This window comes from Mesorhizobium sp. L-2-11, from assembly GCF_016756595.1.
Lineage (GTDB): Bacteria > Pseudomonadota > Alphaproteobacteria > Rhizobiales > Rhizobiaceae > Mesorhizobium.
Genome location: NZ_AP023257.1, coordinates 3,302,979 through 3,318,400, shown reverse-complemented (window position 1 = coordinate 3,318,400; position 15,422 = coordinate 3,302,979). Strand labels below are relative to the sequence as shown.

At 61.5% G+C, this 15,422-nt stretch carries 14 protein-coding genes; 8 read left to right on the top strand and 6 right to left on the bottom strand.

Going from position 1 to position 15,422, the window contains the following annotated elements; all coding sequences use genetic code 11:
* Window positions 1-54 precede the first annotated feature (54 nt).
* The 3 genes from JG739_RS15840 to JG739_RS15830 form a co-directional block, all read right to left on the bottom strand.
* Window positions 55-2,403, bottom strand: a complete 2,349-nt coding sequence (locus JG739_RS15840) for a xanthine dehydrogenase family protein molybdopterin-binding subunit (protein ID WP_202367265.1) — start codon at window positions 2,401-2,403, stop codon at window positions 55-57.
* A 110-nt stretch (window positions 2,404-2,513) separates the two neighbouring features.
* Window positions 2,514-3,008 carry a (2Fe-2S)-binding protein gene (locus JG739_RS15835; protein WP_202367264.1) on the bottom strand — a complete coding sequence of 165 codons (495 nt, stop codon included), beginning with the start codon at window positions 3,006-3,008 and terminating at the stop codon, window positions 2,514-2,516.
* A 263-nt stretch (window positions 3,009-3,271) separates the two neighbouring features.
* Window positions 3,272-3,703 carry a nuclear transport factor 2 family protein gene (locus JG739_RS15830; protein WP_202367263.1) on the bottom strand — a complete coding sequence of 144 codons (432 nt, stop codon included), beginning with the start codon at window positions 3,701-3,703 and terminating at the stop codon, window positions 3,272-3,274.
* Between the two features lie 295 nt (window positions 3,704-3,998).
* Here JG739_RS15830 and JG739_RS15825 point away from each other — a divergent pair, with 295 nt between their 5' ends.
* From JG739_RS15825 to JG739_RS15810, 4 genes are all read left to right on the top strand, one after another.
* Complete coding sequence (locus JG739_RS15825) at window positions 3,999-5,078, top strand: FIST N-terminal domain-containing protein (protein ID WP_446720554.1); 1,080 nt, start codon at window positions 3,999-4,001, stop codon at window positions 5,076-5,078.
* 8 nt (window positions 5,079-5,086) lie between these two features.
* Window positions 5,087-6,427: an ATP-binding response regulator gene (locus tag JG739_RS15820; RefSeq protein ID WP_202367262.1), complete on the top strand. Its 1,341-nt coding sequence runs from the start codon at window positions 5,087-5,089 to the stop codon at window positions 6,425-6,427.
* 487 nt (window positions 6,428-6,914) lie between these two features.
* The gene (locus JG739_RS15815) at window positions 6,915-7,319 is read left to right on the top strand and encodes a hypothetical protein (protein WP_202367261.1); all 405 of its coding nucleotides are present in this window, start codon (window positions 6,915-6,917) and stop codon (window positions 7,317-7,319) included.
* 110 nt (window positions 7,320-7,429) lie between these two features.
* Window positions 7,430-8,110 carry a transposase gene (locus tag JG739_RS15810; RefSeq protein ID WP_202367260.1) on the top strand — a complete coding sequence of 227 codons (681 nt, stop codon included), beginning with the start codon at window positions 7,430-7,432 and terminating at the stop codon, window positions 8,108-8,110.
* A 325-nt stretch (window positions 8,111-8,435) separates the two neighbouring features.
* On the opposite strand, the gene JG739_RS15805 is transcribed toward JG739_RS15810, so the two are convergent.
* Window positions 8,436-9,119, bottom strand: a complete 684-nt coding sequence (locus JG739_RS15805; RefSeq protein WP_023803603.1) for a response regulator — start codon at window positions 9,117-9,119, stop codon at window positions 8,436-8,438.
* 303 nt (window positions 9,120-9,422) lie between these two features.
* On the opposite strand from JG739_RS15805, the gene maiA reads away from it, so the two are divergent.
* The 3 genes from maiA (at window position 9,423) to JG739_RS15790 (ending at window position 12,258) form a co-directional block, all read left to right on the top strand.
* Complete coding sequence (maiA, locus tag JG739_RS15800; RefSeq protein ID WP_202367259.1) at window positions 9,423-10,073, top strand: maleylacetoacetate isomerase; 651 nt, start codon at window positions 9,423-9,425, stop codon at window positions 10,071-10,073.
* A gap of 32 nt (window positions 10,074-10,105) precedes the next feature.
* Window positions 10,106-11,146, top strand: coding sequence for a zinc-dependent alcohol dehydrogenase family protein (locus JG739_RS15795; RefSeq protein WP_202367258.1), 1,041 nt, complete (start codon window positions 10,106-10,108; stop codon window positions 11,144-11,146).
* A gap of 182 nt (window positions 11,147-11,328) precedes the next feature.
* The gene (locus JG739_RS15790; RefSeq protein ID WP_202367487.1) at window positions 11,329-12,258 is read left to right on the top strand and encodes a hypothetical protein; all 930 of its coding nucleotides are present in this window, start codon (window positions 11,329-11,331) and stop codon (window positions 12,256-12,258) included.
* Between the two features lie 55 nt (window positions 12,259-12,313).
* Here the strand turns inward: JG739_RS15790 and JG739_RS15785 are convergent, their stop codons facing one another.
* A complete protein-coding gene (locus JG739_RS15785) occupies window positions 12,314-13,177 on the bottom strand; it encodes a DMT family transporter (RefSeq protein ID WP_202367257.1) in 864 nt (287 codons plus the stop codon).
* A 107-nt stretch (window positions 13,178-13,284) separates the two neighbouring features.
* On the opposite strand from JG739_RS15785, the gene JG739_RS15780 reads away from it, so the two are divergent.
* Entirely contained in the window at window positions 13,285-14,688 is a 1,404-nt protein-coding gene (locus JG739_RS15780) for an aminotransferase-like domain-containing protein (protein WP_202367256.1), read from the top strand.
* A 57-nt stretch (window positions 14,689-14,745) separates the two neighbouring features.
* On the opposite strand, the gene JG739_RS15775 is transcribed toward JG739_RS15780, so the two are convergent.
* Entirely contained in the window at window positions 14,746-15,246 is a 501-nt protein-coding gene (locus tag JG739_RS15775) for a MaoC family dehydratase (protein WP_202367255.1), read from the bottom strand.
* Window positions 15,247-15,422: the final 176 nt, after the last annotated feature.

Below are 15,422 nucleotides of genomic sequence, written 5' to 3'. Positions count from 1 at the left end.
CCCTTCGCACGCTCTTTGTTCCCTATTCGCTGCTCCCTATTCGCTATTTGCTTATCAGTGTTTCGTCGCCCGGATCGCTGCCCAGACCGTGGACGGCGATGCCGGCATGGCGATATCGGTGATGCCGATGGCGTCGGTGATGGCATTGATCACGGCCGGCGGCGAGCCGATGGCGCCGGCTTCGCCGCAGCCCTTGATGCCGAGCGGATTGCCCGGGCACGGCGTGTTCGAGGTCGAGACCACGAACGACGGCAGGTCGTCGGCGCGCGGCATGGTGTAGTCCATGTAGCTCGCTGTCAGAAGCTGCCCGCTGGCATCGTAGCGCGTGCCTTCCAGCAAGGCCTGGCCGATGCCTTGCGCGATGCCGCCATGCACCTGACCTTCGACGATCATCGGGTTGATGATGTTGCCAAAATCGTCGGCGGCGACGAACTGGACGATCTCGGTCACGCCGGTGTCCGGATCGATCTCGACCTCGCAGACATAGCAGCCGGCCGGGAAGGTGAAGTTCGACGGATCGTAGAATGAGGTCTCCTTCAGCCCCGGCTCCATGCCGCCAGGCAGGTTGTGAGCGGTGTAGGCAGCAAGCGCCATCTGGAACCACGGCACTTGTTTGTCGGTGCCGGCGACCTTCAAGGCGCCGTTTTCGATGACGATGTCGCCCTCGTCGGCCTCGAGCAGATGGGCGGCGATCTTCTTGGCCTTGGCCTCGACCTTGTCGAGCGCCTTGGCGACAGCCGACATGCCGACGGCGCCCGAGCGCGAGCCGTAGGTGCCCATGCCCATCTGCACCTTGTCGGTATCGCCGTGGACGATGGAGACGCTATCGATCGGTACGCCGAAGCGCTGGTTGACCAGTTGCGCGAAAGTCGTCTCATGGCCCTGGCCATGGCTATGCGAGCCGGTCAGCACCTCGATGGTTCCGGCGGCGTTGACGCGCACCTCGGCACTTTCCCAAAGGCCGACACCCGCTCCAAGACTGCCGACCGCCGCGGACGGCGCCAGCCCACAGGCCTCGATATAGCAGCTCATGCCGATACCGCGCAGCTTGCCTCTCTCGGCGGCGGCGGCCTTGCGCTGGTCAAAACCGGCATAATCGGCAGCTTTCATCGCCGCATCGAGCGAAGCGGCATAATCGCCAGCATCATAGTTCATGATGACCGGTGTCTGGTGCGGAAACGCCGTGATGAAGTTCTTTCGGCGAAGTTCGGCCGGCGACACGCCCAACTCGCGCGCGGCGGTCTCCATGGTGCGTTCGAGCAGATAGGTGGCCTCCGGCCGCCCTGCCCCGCGATAGGCGTCGACCGGCGCGGTGTTGGTGTAGACGGCGCGCACATTGGCGTGGATCGCCGGAATGTCGTACTGGCCCGACAACAGCGTCGCGTAGAGATAGGTCGGCACACAGGACGAGAACAGCGACATGTAGGCGCCAAGATTGGCGATGGTGTCGACCTTCAGCCCGGTGATCCTGTTGTCCTTGTCGAAGGCCATTTCGACCGTCGAGACATGGTCGCGGCCATGGGCGTCGGTGAGAAAGCTCTCGGTGCGGTCGGCCACCCATTTGACCGGCACGCCGGTCTTCTTCGACGCCCACAGACAGATGATTTCTTCCGGATAGATGTAGATCTTCGAACCGAACCCGCCGCCGACATCCGGCGCGATGACGCGCAGCTTGTTTTCCGGCGCGACATTGTAGAAGGCGCTCATCACCAGGCGCGCGAGATGCGGGTTCTGCGAGGTCGTCCAGCAGGTATAGTGGTCCTCGGCCTTGTCGTAGTAACCAAGCGCTGCGCGCGGCTCCATGGCGTTGGGCACCAGCCGGTTGTTGACGATCTTCATGCGGGTGATGTGGGCAGCCGCCTTGATTGCCGCGTTGGTTGCCGTGCTGTCGCCGAGCTCCCAGTCGAAAATCAGATTGCCGTCGGCTTCCGGATGGATCTGTGGCGCACTCCTTTCGAGCGCCTTCGGAGCGTCGACGACGGCCTTGAGTTCCTCGTAGCTGATGTCGACCGCTTCGGCCGCGTCGCGCGCCTGCCCCTTGGTCTCGGCGACCACGACGACCACCGCGTCGCCAACATAGCGGACCCTGTCGAAGGCCAGCGGCGACCACGCCCCCATCTTCATCGGCGAGCCATCCTTGGAATGGATCATCCAGCCGCAGATGATATTGCCGATGCCGTCGGCCTTGAGCTCCTTGCCGGTCAGCACGCCGATGACGCCCGGCATGGCCTGCGCCTTCGCAACGTCGATTTTCCTGATCTGCGCATGCGCATGCGGGCTGCGCACGAAGGCCGCATGCTTCATGCCGGGAACCACCATGTCGTCGACATAGCGCCCGGCGCCGGTAATGAACCGCTTGTCTTCCTTGCGCGCTACACGAGCGCCAACACCTTCAATGCCCATCGCAGAAATTCCTCCCGAAAAAGTAGGGGAATAGGGGAGTAAGGCAGTAGGGCAGTAGGGATTTGAGCCGACTTCCCCTACTGCCTTACTGCCCTACTCCCTTACTGCCCTCATGCAGCTTGCCTGGCCTTGCCCTTCGAAGACATCGTCTCCGATGCGGCGAGGATCGCCTTCACGATGTTGTGGTAGCCGGTGCAGCGGCAGATATTGCCTTCGAGCTCGGCCCGCACCGTGGCCTCGTCGAGGCCTTCGGGATGGCGATTGACCATGTCGGTCGCCGCCATGATCATGCCCGGCGTGCAGAAACCGCATTGCAGCCCGTGGTGCTCCTTGAACGCCGCCTGCATCGGATGCAGGTCGGCACCGTCCGCCAGGCCTTCGATGGTCACGACGTTCGACCCGGAGGCTTGCACCGCAAGCATCGTGCAGGATTTTACCGCCTTGCCGTCGACATGGATCACACAGGCGCCGCATTGCGAAGTGTCGCAGCCGACATGCGTCCCGGTCAGGCCGAGATTCTCCCTCAAGAAATGAACCAGAAGCGTACGGTCTTCGGCAGTGCCGCTGACCCGCTTTCCGTTCACCGTCAACGATATCTCCGACATGAAACCTCCCTGGGTGCTACCTTGGTCGTTTTTTGGCGTCGGTGGTGCCCGAGCCCTCCATCTGTCCGCTATTCTTATACCGCATAGCGCACGGGAAATAGTGCCGCGGGATGCCGAGATTGCGAGAATGCAGTTCGGCCGAAAATCCGCCTATTGTACTTTCGGTCACGCAAAGACAGGCAAACGGCGGAGCGAAGCGAAACCATGGTCGCCTGGCGATGCCGCCTTGCGGCCATCAGCGGCCGAGGCTGGCCACGCCGATTTCAGCCTATGCCGTGCTTTCTGAGAACCTCCTGCTCGTCGCCTGACACCCAGCCAAATATTTTAGGCTCTCCGGCCAGTTTCTGCACGAGATAGTGGACGTCGAAATCGATCGTGACGTCAGTTTGGCCTTTGCGCGCAAAGATCGACGTCCAGGCGACGTGGGCAACGCAATGATACCGGTCAATCGGCGAAATGCGAACATCGCGTATTCGCATCTCCTTGGTGCCGATCGCTCGATAGCGCGCATAGCCTTGTTCCATAGCCTGCTTGAGCTGGTCGTCGTTCTTCCCGACCATGATGCCGGCAGGCGACGCCGCAATGAAGGCGGAAGCATAGACCGATGTCACTTCGTCCATGTCAGCATCACCGGCGAGGGATTTCCGGGAAAGCTGCTCGTATCGCTCGAATAGCTTCCTGACCTGGGCGTCCATGGATCACTCCCTTCCGCTGTGGTTTGGATCTGAAGTTTCTGAGCGCCGATGCCGTCAAAAACAGCAGAAAATTCAATTCCGTCATGTTGGCTCATTGCCAAAGTAGCACTTGAAGACAACAATGACGTCGACGCCGGCGCGGCCAGGAGCACAAAAAAAGAGCCGCGCACAAAAAGAGCGTCGGAGGAAATAGAGGAGGAAGCCGCTGGCCAGTTCACGGACGCGCTATGCATGCGGCCTATCGGTTCTCACCACCGACGAACCCGACGCGGATGCATTCGCCCGGGCGGTGGCAGTGGAAGCGGCGGCCATCGACGCTGGGTTTGCCCTGCTGTTTTTCTCGCAGAGCCTGCTTGAGGCAGTCGCCCTTTCGGAAGCGCTGAACAACCACGCGCCGGCGCTCCGCTATGCCGGCTGCTCGACGGCCGGCGAGATTACGCCCAAAGGCCTGGAGGACGGCCAGGTCATGGCCATGCTGCTTCCCTCCGCAGCTTTTTCGGCAGCCAGCACCATGGTCGAAAATCTGTCCTCATCGAGCATGGACGAAATCACCGGCGAAGTCGAGGCGCTGAGGCGTTCGTTGCGCAGCCGCGTCGGGCACGAGCGAGCCGACACCACTTTCGCGCTCTGCCTCATCGACGGGCTGTCCTATGCCGAAGAAGCGGTCACCTCCGCCATCCATTGGGGGCTCGACGATATTCCACTGATCGGCGGGTCGGCCGGCGATGATTTGAAGTTCAAGACGACGCGGCTGATCTCGAACGGCAAGGTCGCCTGCGACTGCGCCATCATCGTGCTGATCACCACGGAAATTCCTTTCCACGTGTTCAAGACCGACAATTTCGTTCCCACCGACGAGAAGCTGGTGGTGACCGCGTCCGATCCCGACCACCGCACCGTGCGCGAATTCAACGCCACCAATGCCGCCGAGGAATATGCCGCCTCGGTCGGCGTCATCCCGCAGATGCTGACGCCGCTGAGTTTCGCTTCGCACCCGGTGGTGGTGAAAGTCGGCGGCGAATTTTACTGCCGCTCGATCCAGAAGATGCATGCAGACGGCTCGCTGTCGTTCTTCTGCGCCATCGACGATGGCGTCGTCCTGTCCATCGCCCGACCCAAGAACATGGTTGAATCGACGCGTGCCGCCTTCAGGGACGTCGAGGAAAGGCTTGGCGGCATCGACATGATCCTCGCCTTTGACTGCGTGCTGCGCAGGCTCGATGCGCGCAACCGCCAGGTCTTCCGGGAGATTTCGGAACTCTACAGGGTCAACAACGTCATCGGCTTCGGCACCTATGGCGAGCAGTACCGGTCGATGCATCTGAACCAGACGTTCACCGGCATCGCCTTCGGAGAGCGGCAGGCGGCGGAGTAGGAGGTTTCATGCCGCTCAGGAACATCAACGACCTGGAGAAGCTGAAGAAGATCAACGCCGCCCTGGTCAGCCGCGTCGAGCGCTCGATGGATCAGCAAGGCAACGCATTCTCGCTGTTCCAGACCGCGATTTCGCTCGAGAATCGAGTGCGTACGCGCACCGAGGAACTGCACTCGACACTGCGTAGATTGGAACAATCCAACATCGATTTGAGCGCGGCCAAGGAAAACGCTGAACTGGCGAACCTGTCCAAGACCAGGTTCCTGGCCGCCGCCAGCCACGACGTGTTGCAACCGCTGAATGCCGCGCATCTCTCCGTCTCGGCGCTGGCCGAAGTGCAGACCAGCGACGAAGGCAAGAAACTGGTCCGGCAGGTCGAGCGGTCGCTGGAGACGATGGAGGATCTGCTCCGCACCCTGCTCGACATCTCCAAGCTCGACGCCGGCGTCGTGCAGCCCGATATCGGCGACGTCAGCCTGGAGATGCTGTTTTCGTCGCTGCGCTCGGATTTCCTGCCGGTCGCCGAAATGAAGGGCCTGACGCTAAAATTCCGGCCGGTCAACGCCGTCGTGCGGTCGGACCGCACCTTGCTGCGCCGCATCCTGCAGAACATCCTTTCCAACGCGCTGCGCTACACCCGCTCCGGCGGTGTGCTGGTCGGCACCAGGCATCGCGACGACACAATCCGCATCGACGTCGCCGATACCGGCTGCGGCATCCCCGACGACCAGCGCGAGGCGGTCTTCGAGGAATTCCACCGCGGCACGATCCCGACCGATGCCGGGCTTGCCGGCGCCGGGCTGGGACTGGGCCTGGCCATCGTGCGCCGCATCGCCGCCGCACTCGGCCATCCCGTGACGTTTTCGTCGAAAGTCGGACACGGCACGATTTTCCACATCGACGTTCCGGTCGGGATCGGCGCCAGCGTCGACGCCATTGCCAGCAGCGCCGACATGGAGCGACCGCGCGGCTACGGTCTGTTCGGCACAAAGGTGCTGCTGGTCGAGAACGATGTCGAGGTGCTGCAGGCGATGACATCCCTGCTCGAGCGCTGGCAATGCCTGGTGCGCCCAGCGACCTCGACCGATGCTGCGCTCGAGATGCTCGGCGATACGGACTGGGTGCCGGACATCGTCATCGCCGACCAGCATCTCGACGGCGGCGACCTCGGCACCACCACCATCGCCGAGGTCCGCGATTATCTCAGCCGCGCCGTGCCGGCGCTGATCGTCACCGCCGACGGTTCGGAGACCGTCGCCAAGGCAGCCCGCGCCGCCGGCATCGAGCTGATGCGCAAGCCGCTGAAACCAGCGCAGCTACGCGCGCTGCTGGCGCATTTGCTGGCTTGATCGCTCTCCCGACCCCGAGCGACAAGAAATCGTGCACTGTCAGCGCATTCGGCGCGATCCTGTCCCTATGACCAACTTCGTCGAAATTCGGGACGCTTTCTAATGAGAACAATAGACGTTCAAATAAATGACCACTCCGTAAACGTTATGGAAAGCGCAAACAGTTTTCCTGGTATTCTGACAAATTTGGAGACCGCAGACAGTTTTAGTTGCGATTGTACAATTTCAACTAGATCAAAAAGATATATTCGAAAATTACGGTGACAGTGCACTTTATCATATTTGCACAGCCGTCATTGTGTAGAGATTGACCGTAATGGCTCGCCTTGCCCGCATTGTCGTTCCCGATATGCCGCACCACGTGACCCAGCGAGGGAAAGGCCGCGCAAAAAATGGTGCACTGTCACCGTATTCCCAATCCGGGACCGCTCAACCTTGAGCTGTGGGCCATGAAGGCGCAGGCCGAGGCGTTGAAAATGTAAGGGCAATGATAGCGATAGGAAATCAATTTGGCGGCCCAGAACAGCGCGGCAGCCTCGTCCACTCAATGCTCAACAAGGCAATGAACGTCGCCGCCGATGTCCGTGATGCGAGTTCTAACGATGGTACAAAGGCATGGATAAATCCGATTTTCATTCTGCCTGGCTCGGTCAGTAAGCCTGAGTTTGAGGGCTACAAGCTTGGCCACTTCTCTCGAAAGCAGAAAGGGTTGGTGGTGATGATCGCCGTTCCGCAGCCCGTCGCCGATGGTGAGGATATAGCTGACTTTGTGGGCATGTCGTTGCGCGAAGCTGTGCGGCTTGCTGCCGCCTATTTTGCTGAAAAGGGCATCAGCTTCTCGACGCTGAAAGCCGAGAAGATCATCCTGGCGATCGAGGCGGTCCTTGAGTAAGCGTCCGGTTCTCTCAATACCCTCAACGGCTCTCCCGGATTGCGGTGGGATTGCGGTGACAGTGCACTTTATTATGTTTGCACAACCGTCATTGTGTGTAGATTGACCGCATGGCTCGCCTTGCTCGCATTATCGTTCCCGGTATGCCGCACCACGTGACGCAACGGGGCAACGGCCGCGCCAAAGTGTTTTTCACACCCGAAGACTATGCGCTTTACAAGCGACTGCTGGTCGAGCATTGCCGGCTCGCCGATGTTGGCATCTGGGCGTGGTGCCTGATGCCGAACCATGTGCACCTGATCCTGACGCCGGCCGATGCGGATGGCCTGCGGCGCGCGCTCGCCAAGGTGCACCGCTCCTATGCAGGGATCATCCACGCGCGGCAAAAGAGAACCGGGCATTTCTGGCAAGGCCGCTTCGGTGCCGTTGCCATGGACGAGGATCACCTGCTGTCGGCAGTGCGCTATGTCGGACTGAACCCTGTGCGCGCAGGACTGGTGAAGCAGGCGGCGGATTGGCCCTGGTCAAGCGCTCGGGCGCATCAGACGAATGAACCCGACGGTGTTACCGATCTGAGGCCGATGAAGGACCGGCTGCCATCGTCGACAGGGCTGTTCGATTTACTCGACACGGATGTTGCTGCTTTCGACGCGCTGCGTAAGGCCGAGAGCATCGGTCGGCCGGTGGGCAATGACGCGTTTCTGGACCGGATTGCCGAGCAAATCGGCAAGGCCGTGAAACCAGGAAAACGAGGCAGGCGACGAAAGAAAAATGGTGCACTGTCACCGTAAATCACTGTCAGCGTATTCGGCGCGATCCTGTCCCTATGACCAACTTCGTCGAAATTCAGGACACTTTCTAATGAAAACAATAGACGTTCAAATAAATGCCACTCCGGAAAGCGCAAACAGTTTTCCTGGTATTCTGACAAATTTGGAAACCGCAGACAGTTTTAGTTGCGATTGTACAATTTCATCTAGATCAAAAGAATATATTCGAATCCATATTTTGTTTACTCTATCTTCTCCGGAGATGCGCGATCTATCAGGCCCTTTGCGGCTCTGGACGGAAAAAGGTGAGTTCTCAGTGAAAGTTTACTCGCCCTAACGGGTGCGCCTAAAACCCCGCCTGGCCGCGAAACAGCTCGGCGCTGTCGAGCTTCGAAACCTCGATGACGGCTTGCGTCCGGCTGTAGACGTTGAGCTTGCGCAGGATCTCGGAGACATGCGCCTTGACAGTGGTTTCGCCGACCTGCAGTTCGTAGGCGATCTGCTTGTTGAGCAAGCCCTGGCGCAGCATCTGCAGCACCCGCAATTGCTGCGGCGTCAGTTTGGCAAGCCGCTGCACCATCTCGGCGCGGTCGGTGCTGTCGGCGTCCGGCGGCTGGCCTTCATAGGTTTCGGGCACGTAGATCGCACCTTCCATCACCGAGCGGATGGCGGCGGCCAGGTCGCTCTTGCGCGCCGATTTCGGGATGAAACCGGCAGCACCGTAGGACAGCGCCTCGGAAATTATCTTGGGCTCCTCATGCCCCGAAACGATGACCACCGGCAGGCGCGGATAGCGGGTTCGAAGCTGCAGCAGTCCGTCGAAGCCATGCACGTCTGGCATGCTGAGGTCGAGCAGCGCCAGATCGAATGGCTTGGCGTCCGCCAGGAGCTCGAACGCCTCGGTAATCGAGCGCGCCTCGACAGTGTCGACGTCCGGATAGGCCATCTGCACGGCGCTGTGCAGCGCCTCGCGAAACAGCGGGTGGTCGTCGATGATCAGAAACCGGGCGCGATCGTTGACTGCGGTCATGGCGTTCGTTTCAGTTCAGGGCAGGATAGAATAGCCCAGCGACCATGGCCAGATTATTGGCAAATAGTACATCGCCATCCCGGGCCGAAGGGCGTAGAGACTGTTTCGAAATTCGCTCTGGCGAGTCGTATGATGATGGTTTCGAGAACCGGAGCGCAGCGGACATCTGGTCCGTGAGCACCGGAAGCGCAGAAAACGCCATCAGATGACCGCCAGAGTAGAATTTCCAAACGGTCTCTGAGATGGCAATTTCCGGACCATCATGCCCTTGCCCGGCCGTCCAAATCGGCCGAATGTGCAGGAATGAGCGACCTCGTCCTGCATAACTACTACCGCTCCTCCACCTCCTACCGGGTGCGGATCGCGCTGGAGATGAAGGGCCTGACCTACCAATATGTGCCGCATCATCTGCGCCACGGCGAGCATCTCGAGCCCGCCTATCTCTCGGTCAATCCGCAAGGACTGGTGCCGGCACTGATCCTCGGCGACGGCACGTTGCTGACCCAATCGCTGGCGATCATCGAATTTCTCGACGAGACCAGGCCCGAACCGCCGCTTTTGCCGCAGGACGCGGCTGGCCGGGCCCGCGTCAGGATGCTGGCGCAGATGATCGCCTGCGACATCCATCCGGTGAACAATCTGCGCGTGCTGACCTCGCTGCGCACGCTGTTCGGGGCCGGCGACGAAGACGTCGCCAACTGGTTCCGGCACTGGGTGAACGAAGGTTTCCAGCCGCTTGAAAAGATTCTGGCTTCCTCAGCCGAAACCGGGACATTCTGCCATGGCGACACGCCGGGGCTGGCCGACATCTGCCTGGCCGCACAGGTCACCAGCAATGCCCGCTTCGGCGTCGACCTGACGCCCTACCCGACGATCGCACGCATCCGCGCCGCCTGCATGGCGTTGCCGGCCTTCCAAAGGGCCGCACCGGAGAACCAGATCGATGCCGAGTAGGGCAAGTTGGACAAAAACATGAGGAATTGCCGATGAAAGCCGTTGTCTTCGAAAAATTCGGTGAGGTGCCGACGATCCAGACCGTTGCCGATCCGGAGCCGGCACCGGGCGGCGTTGTCATCAAGGTCGAGGCGACCGGGCTCTGCCGCAGCGACTGGCACGGCTGGATGGGACACGACGACGGCATCCGCCTGCCGCATGTGCCGGGCCACGAGCTTGCCGGCGTTGTGGTGGCCGCTGGCAACCAGGTGACCCGCTGGAAGACCGGCGAGCGCGTCACCGTGCCGTTCGCCGTCGGCTGCGGCCGTTGCTTCGAATGCAACTCGGGCAACCATCAGGTCTGCGAACACCAGACCCAGCCCGGCTTCACCGGCTGGGGCTCGTTCGCCGAATATGTCGCCATCGACCATGCCGACACCAATCTGGTCCGCTTGCCGGACGAAATGGAGTTCGCCACCGCCGCCAGCCTCGGCTGCCGTTTCGTTACCTCGTTCCGCGCCATTGTCGACCAGGGCCGGGTGACGCCAGGCGAATGGGTGGCCGTGCATGGCTGCGGCGGCGTCGGCCTGTCGGCGATCATGATCGCCAGCGCCATGGGCGCCACCGTGATCGCCATCGACCTGACCGACGAGAAGCTGGACTTCGCCAAAAAAATCGGCGCGGTGGCGACGATCAACGCCGCGAAGACGCCGAACGTGGTCAAGGCGGTCAAGCAGATCACCAATGGCGGTGCGCACATGTCGATGGACGCGCTCGGCCACCCGACGACCTCGTTCAACTCGATTGCCAATCTGCGCCGGCGCGGTCGCCATGTGCAGGTCGGGCTGATGCTCGGCGATCACGCCAGGCCGCAGGTCCCGATGGACAAGGTGATCGCCTTCGAGCTCGAAATCCTCGGCAGCCACGGCATGCAAGCCTACCGCTACCAGGCGATGATGGAGATGATCCGCACCGGCAAGCTGAAGCCCGAACTGCTGGTCGGCAAGAAAATCAGCCTCGAAGAGGCGCCAGCCGCCTTGATGGCGATGGGCGGCTTCGAAGGCATCGGCATCGGCGTGGTGACGAAGTTCTAAAGGGCAGACTGCTGTTCGACGCCACACTGCTTCACGTTAATTTCCACCTGTCGAGTCATCGAGTTCAGGCGCGGCGCTCTCATTTAGTTTGGGCGATTCAGAGCCGGTTCCAGGTTGACAATTTCTGTGAATTTGCCCCCTTTGATATGTCTCGTTCCGAAATTTTGGTGAGAGACAGCAAGATGACGCACGTTCCCTACACCGGCTCTGGTCCGTACTGTTACGCGAACTCGTTTGCAATGATGTTCGGAGCCGATGCACCGCCCACGGCAGTCATTGAGATCGCTACAGGCAGCCCATTTGGGATGCAGCTGATCGGCGGCACGTTGCCGTTCTTCGACCCCTATGGCTGGACGCCCGAGGCAGGTTTTGACGCAGCGTTGACCGCGCTTGGCTGGACGTCCTCGGCCGTCAGCGGCAGCAATGCCACAGACGCCCTCGCCCGCTTGCGGGTCTCCCTTGCGGATGGCCCGGTATGGATTGGTCCCATCGAGATGGGACACCTGTCGCATCAACCGGGCAAGACGGGGCCGATCGGCGCAGACCATTATGTCGTCGTCATCGATGTCGTCGAGGACCATGTTCTCATGCACGACCCCCAGGGCTATCCCTATACTTCTCTGCCACTGACGGATTTCATGGCGGCCTGGCGAGCCGAGACGATTGACTACGGTATGCCCTATACGATGCGCACTGGCTTCAGTCAGTTCGCGAAAGTGTCCGATGTCGAAGCCATCAAGGCCTCGATCCCAACCGCCATCCAGTGGCTATCGATGTGCGGTGATCACAACATGCCAGCTGGCAGTCTCGGAAACGGCGCAGCCGCTGAAGCTCTCGCTACGCTCATCGAAAACGATTGCGATGAGGAATTGCGTGGCCATCTGATCCACTTTGCGATCCGGGTTGGCGCTCGCCGTGTTGCAGATGCCGCGACCTGCTTGGCGCGAGCCGGATATACCGAAGCCTCGCGAATCGCGGCCGAACAGGCGCGGCTCATTGGCTCGACTCAGCACCCCTTGGTCATTGGCGACGACGCGGCAGCCGCCACTGCGTTGCGAACACTTGCGCCAACATATGACAGGTTACAGTCAGCGCTGCAAAACCAGGACTGAGCGGCCCTAGCGCGCTCGACACAACATCGCATCGGCTGCATTCAAACGGCCTGCCTTACCGCGCACATTTCTTCGCACCGACCACGGAAAGCACGACGGCTGCGGTGACGGCGATCATCGCAGGACTGACCTGCTCGTTTAGCAGCATTGCCGCCAGCCCAAGGCCGAAGAAAGGCTGGAGAAGCTGCAACTGCCCGACGGCAGCGATGCCGCCTTGCGCCAGTCCGCGATACCAGAACACAAAACCGATCAGCATGCTGAACAGCGAGACGTAGGCCAGGCCGATCCAGGCGGCCTTGCCGACGTTTTCGAGCGACGGCGGCATGGTGATGAGCGTCAGGGCGAGCATGACCGGCAGCGAGAACACCAGCGCCCATGAGATCACCTGCCAGCCGCCGAGTTTGCGGGACAACGTGGCGCCTTCCGCATAGCCCAGTCCGCACAGGACAATTGCGGCCAGCATCAGCATGTCGCCAAGCGGCGCGGCTGCCACACCTTGCGTCACCGCAAAACCGGCGACAAGGGCGCTGCCAAGGCACGAAAACAGCCAGAAAGCCGGTTTGGGGCGATCGCCGCCGCGAATGACGCCGAAGATCGCTGTTGCCAGCGGCAACAGGCCAACGAAGATGATGGAATGGGCCGAGGTGATGTGCTTGAGCGCCAACGCGGTCAGCAGCGGAAAGCCGACCACGACGCCGAGCGCCACGATAGCCAACGACAACAGATCCTGCCGCTCCGGACGCTTCTGGCGAAAAACGAGCAGCAGCGCGAGGCCGAGGATGCCTGCCGTGGCAGCGCGGGGGACGGTCAGGAAGGCCGGATCGAAATCCATCACTGCGACGCGCGTTGCCGGGAGCGATCCGCTGAAAATCAGCACGCCTACGAATCCGTTGATCCAGCCGCCCGCCGCCTTGTCCATCGCACGCTCCTGATGTTCTCGCCCTCTATCGGGCCGGAACATATGGCGCCACCAGAGACAATGAGGTACAGTTCGACAAAACTGTCATGGTAGGTTGAGCAGTACGGATGGACGAGCAGGCGACGGCGAGTGCCGGCAGCGGGACGCTTGTCGAAAGCGTCATGGCGACGATCAGGCACCGGATCGCGGCACGCAGCCTGACACCGGGAACACGACTGCCTTCGATCCGGGCTTTCGCGAAAACCATGCAGGTTTCCAAATCCACCGTGGTCGAAGCCTATGAGCGGCTTGCGGCGGAAGGCATCATCCGCTCGCGTCCAGGCTCGGGTTTTTATGCCGCCGGACCGCTGGCTCCCTTGTCGCTGGCCGAGATCGGCCCCAGGCTCGACCGTGCCGTCGATCCGCTCTGGGTTTCGCGCCAGTCGCTGGAAGCCGGCGACAGCGTGCTCAAACCCGGCTGCGGCTGGCTGCCGGCATCATGGCTGCCGGAGGCTGGATTGCGCCGGGCGCTGCGGACAATGGCACGCGGCGAAGATGTCACGCTGACCGACTACGGCACCCCGCTCGGGCTGCCGCCGCTGCGTTATCTGCTCGCCCGGCGCATGGCAGAGCACGGCATCGAGGCCTCTCCCGCCCAGATCATGCTGACGGAATCGGGGACCCAGGCCATCGACCTCCTGTGCCGGTTCCTGCTCGAGCCGGGCGACACGGTGCTGGTGGACGATCCCTGCTATTTCAACTTCCATGCCCTGCTGCGCGCTCACCGGGCCAAGGTGGTCGGCGTTCCCTACACGCCGTCGGGGCCGGATATCGAGCTGTTCGCGCAGGCGCTGATCGCGCACCGGCCGCGCCTCTACATCACCAATTCCGCGCTTCACAATCCAACGGGTGCAATTCTGTCGCCGGTCGTCGCCCACCGATTGCTCAAGCTCGCCGACCAATCCGATCTGACGATCATCGAAGACGATATCTTTGCCGACTTCGAACACACGCCGGCGCCCAGGCTGGCGGCGTTCGACGGTCTTGGTCGCGTCGTCCATATCGGCAGCTTCTCCAAGACGCTTTCGGCGTCGGTGCGCTGCGGTTTCATCGCAGCTCCGCGCGACTGGATGGAAGGGCTAACCGACCTCAAGATCGCCACATCCTTCGGCAGCGGCAGGCTTGCCTCCGAACTGGTGCAGACGCTGCTGAAGGACGGCAGCTATCGCAAGCACGTCGATTTGCTGCGCATGCGGCTTTCACGCGCCATGGCTGAGACAAGCAGCCGCCTGAAGGCGATCGGCATCGTGCCGTGGATCGACCAGCCGAGCGGCATGTTCTTGTGGTGCAGCCTGCCGGAAGGCGTCGATGCAGCTGATATAGCCCGCCGCGCCTTGGCGGCCAATGTCGTGCTGGCGCCCGGCAATGCGTTCAGCCTGTCCCAGACAGCCAGCCGTTTCCTGCGCTTCAACGTCGCGCAGTCGGAGGATGAGAGAATTTTCAGGACGCTCGAAGAGGCGATGTCGCGTTGAATTTTCGGCTCTCTCCCTTCTCCCCTTGTGGGAGAAGGCGAGATTGCGCTTCGCCGCTCACGCCCCTGCCCGCCTGCGCCGCCGCTCATAGAGCATGACCAGTGTTTCGGCGGTCAGCGCCGGCTTCTTCTCACCTTCGATCTCGACGATGTTGGCGGCCTTCATCAGATACTGGCCGGGGCCTTTGTCCTCCATGGACATCAGCGTGATGCGCAGCCTGATGCGCGCACCGGCCCTGACCGGCGCCAGGAACCGCACCTTGTCGAAGCCATAGTTGAAGACGGCTTGCGTGTTGTCCGGCACGATGCCCATGTCGAGCGCCAGCGCGCCGATGATCGACAGCGTCAGATAGCCATGCGCGATGGTGGCGCGGAACGGGCTCTGCCGCTTCGCCCGCTCTGGATCGACATGGATCCATTGGCGGTCGCCGGTGCATTCGGCAAACTGGTCGATGCGGCTCTGGTCGACCGTCGTCCAGTCCGACACGCCAAGCTCCTGCCCTGTCATCGTCCTGAGCTGTTCGTAGGTCGGCGGCGGCCTCAGCCGTATTTGCGTCATTCCTGCTTTCCCGATCGCTTGCCCTGCCTCCGGACCACGAACCGGCCGCCTCTGTCAATTCGGTCAGTGTGTTCGGCTGCGATATCCTCGGCCGGATCGCGCCAGTGGCGGGCCCAGTGCCGGTGTTCAGCGGGGAAAACAGGATTGTCGGGCAAGAGGAACTTTGTTCGCCTCGG

Coding starts and splice junctions, on each gene's coding strand:
- maiA (WP_202367259.1), top strand. CDS start 9,423: ATGAGCGACCTCGTCCTGCATAACTACTACCGCTCCTCCACCTCCTAC.
- JG739_RS15795 (WP_202367258.1), top strand. CDS start 10,106: ATGAAAGCCGTTGTCTTCGAAAAATTCGGTGAGGTGCCGACGATCCAG.
- JG739_RS15820 (WP_202367262.1), top strand. CDS start 5,087: ATGCCGCTCAGGAACATCAACGACCTGGAGAAGCTGAAGAAGATCAAC.
- JG739_RS15830 (WP_202367263.1), bottom strand. CDS start 3,703: ATGGACGCCCAGGTCAGGAAGCTATTCGAGCGATACGAGCAGCTTTCC.
- JG739_RS15815 (WP_202367261.1), top strand. CDS start 6,915: ATGATAGCGATAGGAAATCAATTTGGCGGCCCAGAACAGCGCGGCAGC.
- JG739_RS15775 (WP_202367255.1), bottom strand. CDS start 15,246: ATGACGCAAATACGGCTGAGGCCGCCGCCGACCTACGAACAGCTCAGG.
- JG739_RS15790 (WP_202367487.1), top strand. CDS start 11,329: ATGACGCACGTTCCCTACACCGGCTCTGGTCCGTACTGTTACGCGAAC.
- JG739_RS15840 (WP_202367265.1), bottom strand. CDS start 2,403: ATGGGCATTGAAGGTGTTGGCGCTCGTGTAGCGCGCAAGGAAGACAAG.
- JG739_RS15780 (WP_202367256.1), top strand. CDS start 13,285: ATGGACGAGCAGGCGACGGCGAGTGCCGGCAGCGGGACGCTTGTCGAA.
- JG739_RS15835 (WP_202367264.1), bottom strand. CDS start 3,008: ATGTCGGAGATATCGTTGACGGTGAACGGAAAGCGGGTCAGCGGCACT.
- JG739_RS15810 (WP_202367260.1), top strand. CDS start 7,430: ATGGCTCGCCTTGCTCGCATTATCGTTCCCGGTATGCCGCACCACGTG.
- JG739_RS15785 (WP_202367257.1), bottom strand. CDS start 13,177: ATGGACAAGGCGGCGGGCGGCTGGATCAACGGATTCGTAGGCGTGCTG.
- JG739_RS15805 (WP_023803603.1), bottom strand. CDS start 9,119: ATGACCGCAGTCAACGATCGCGCCCGGTTTCTGATCATCGACGACCAC.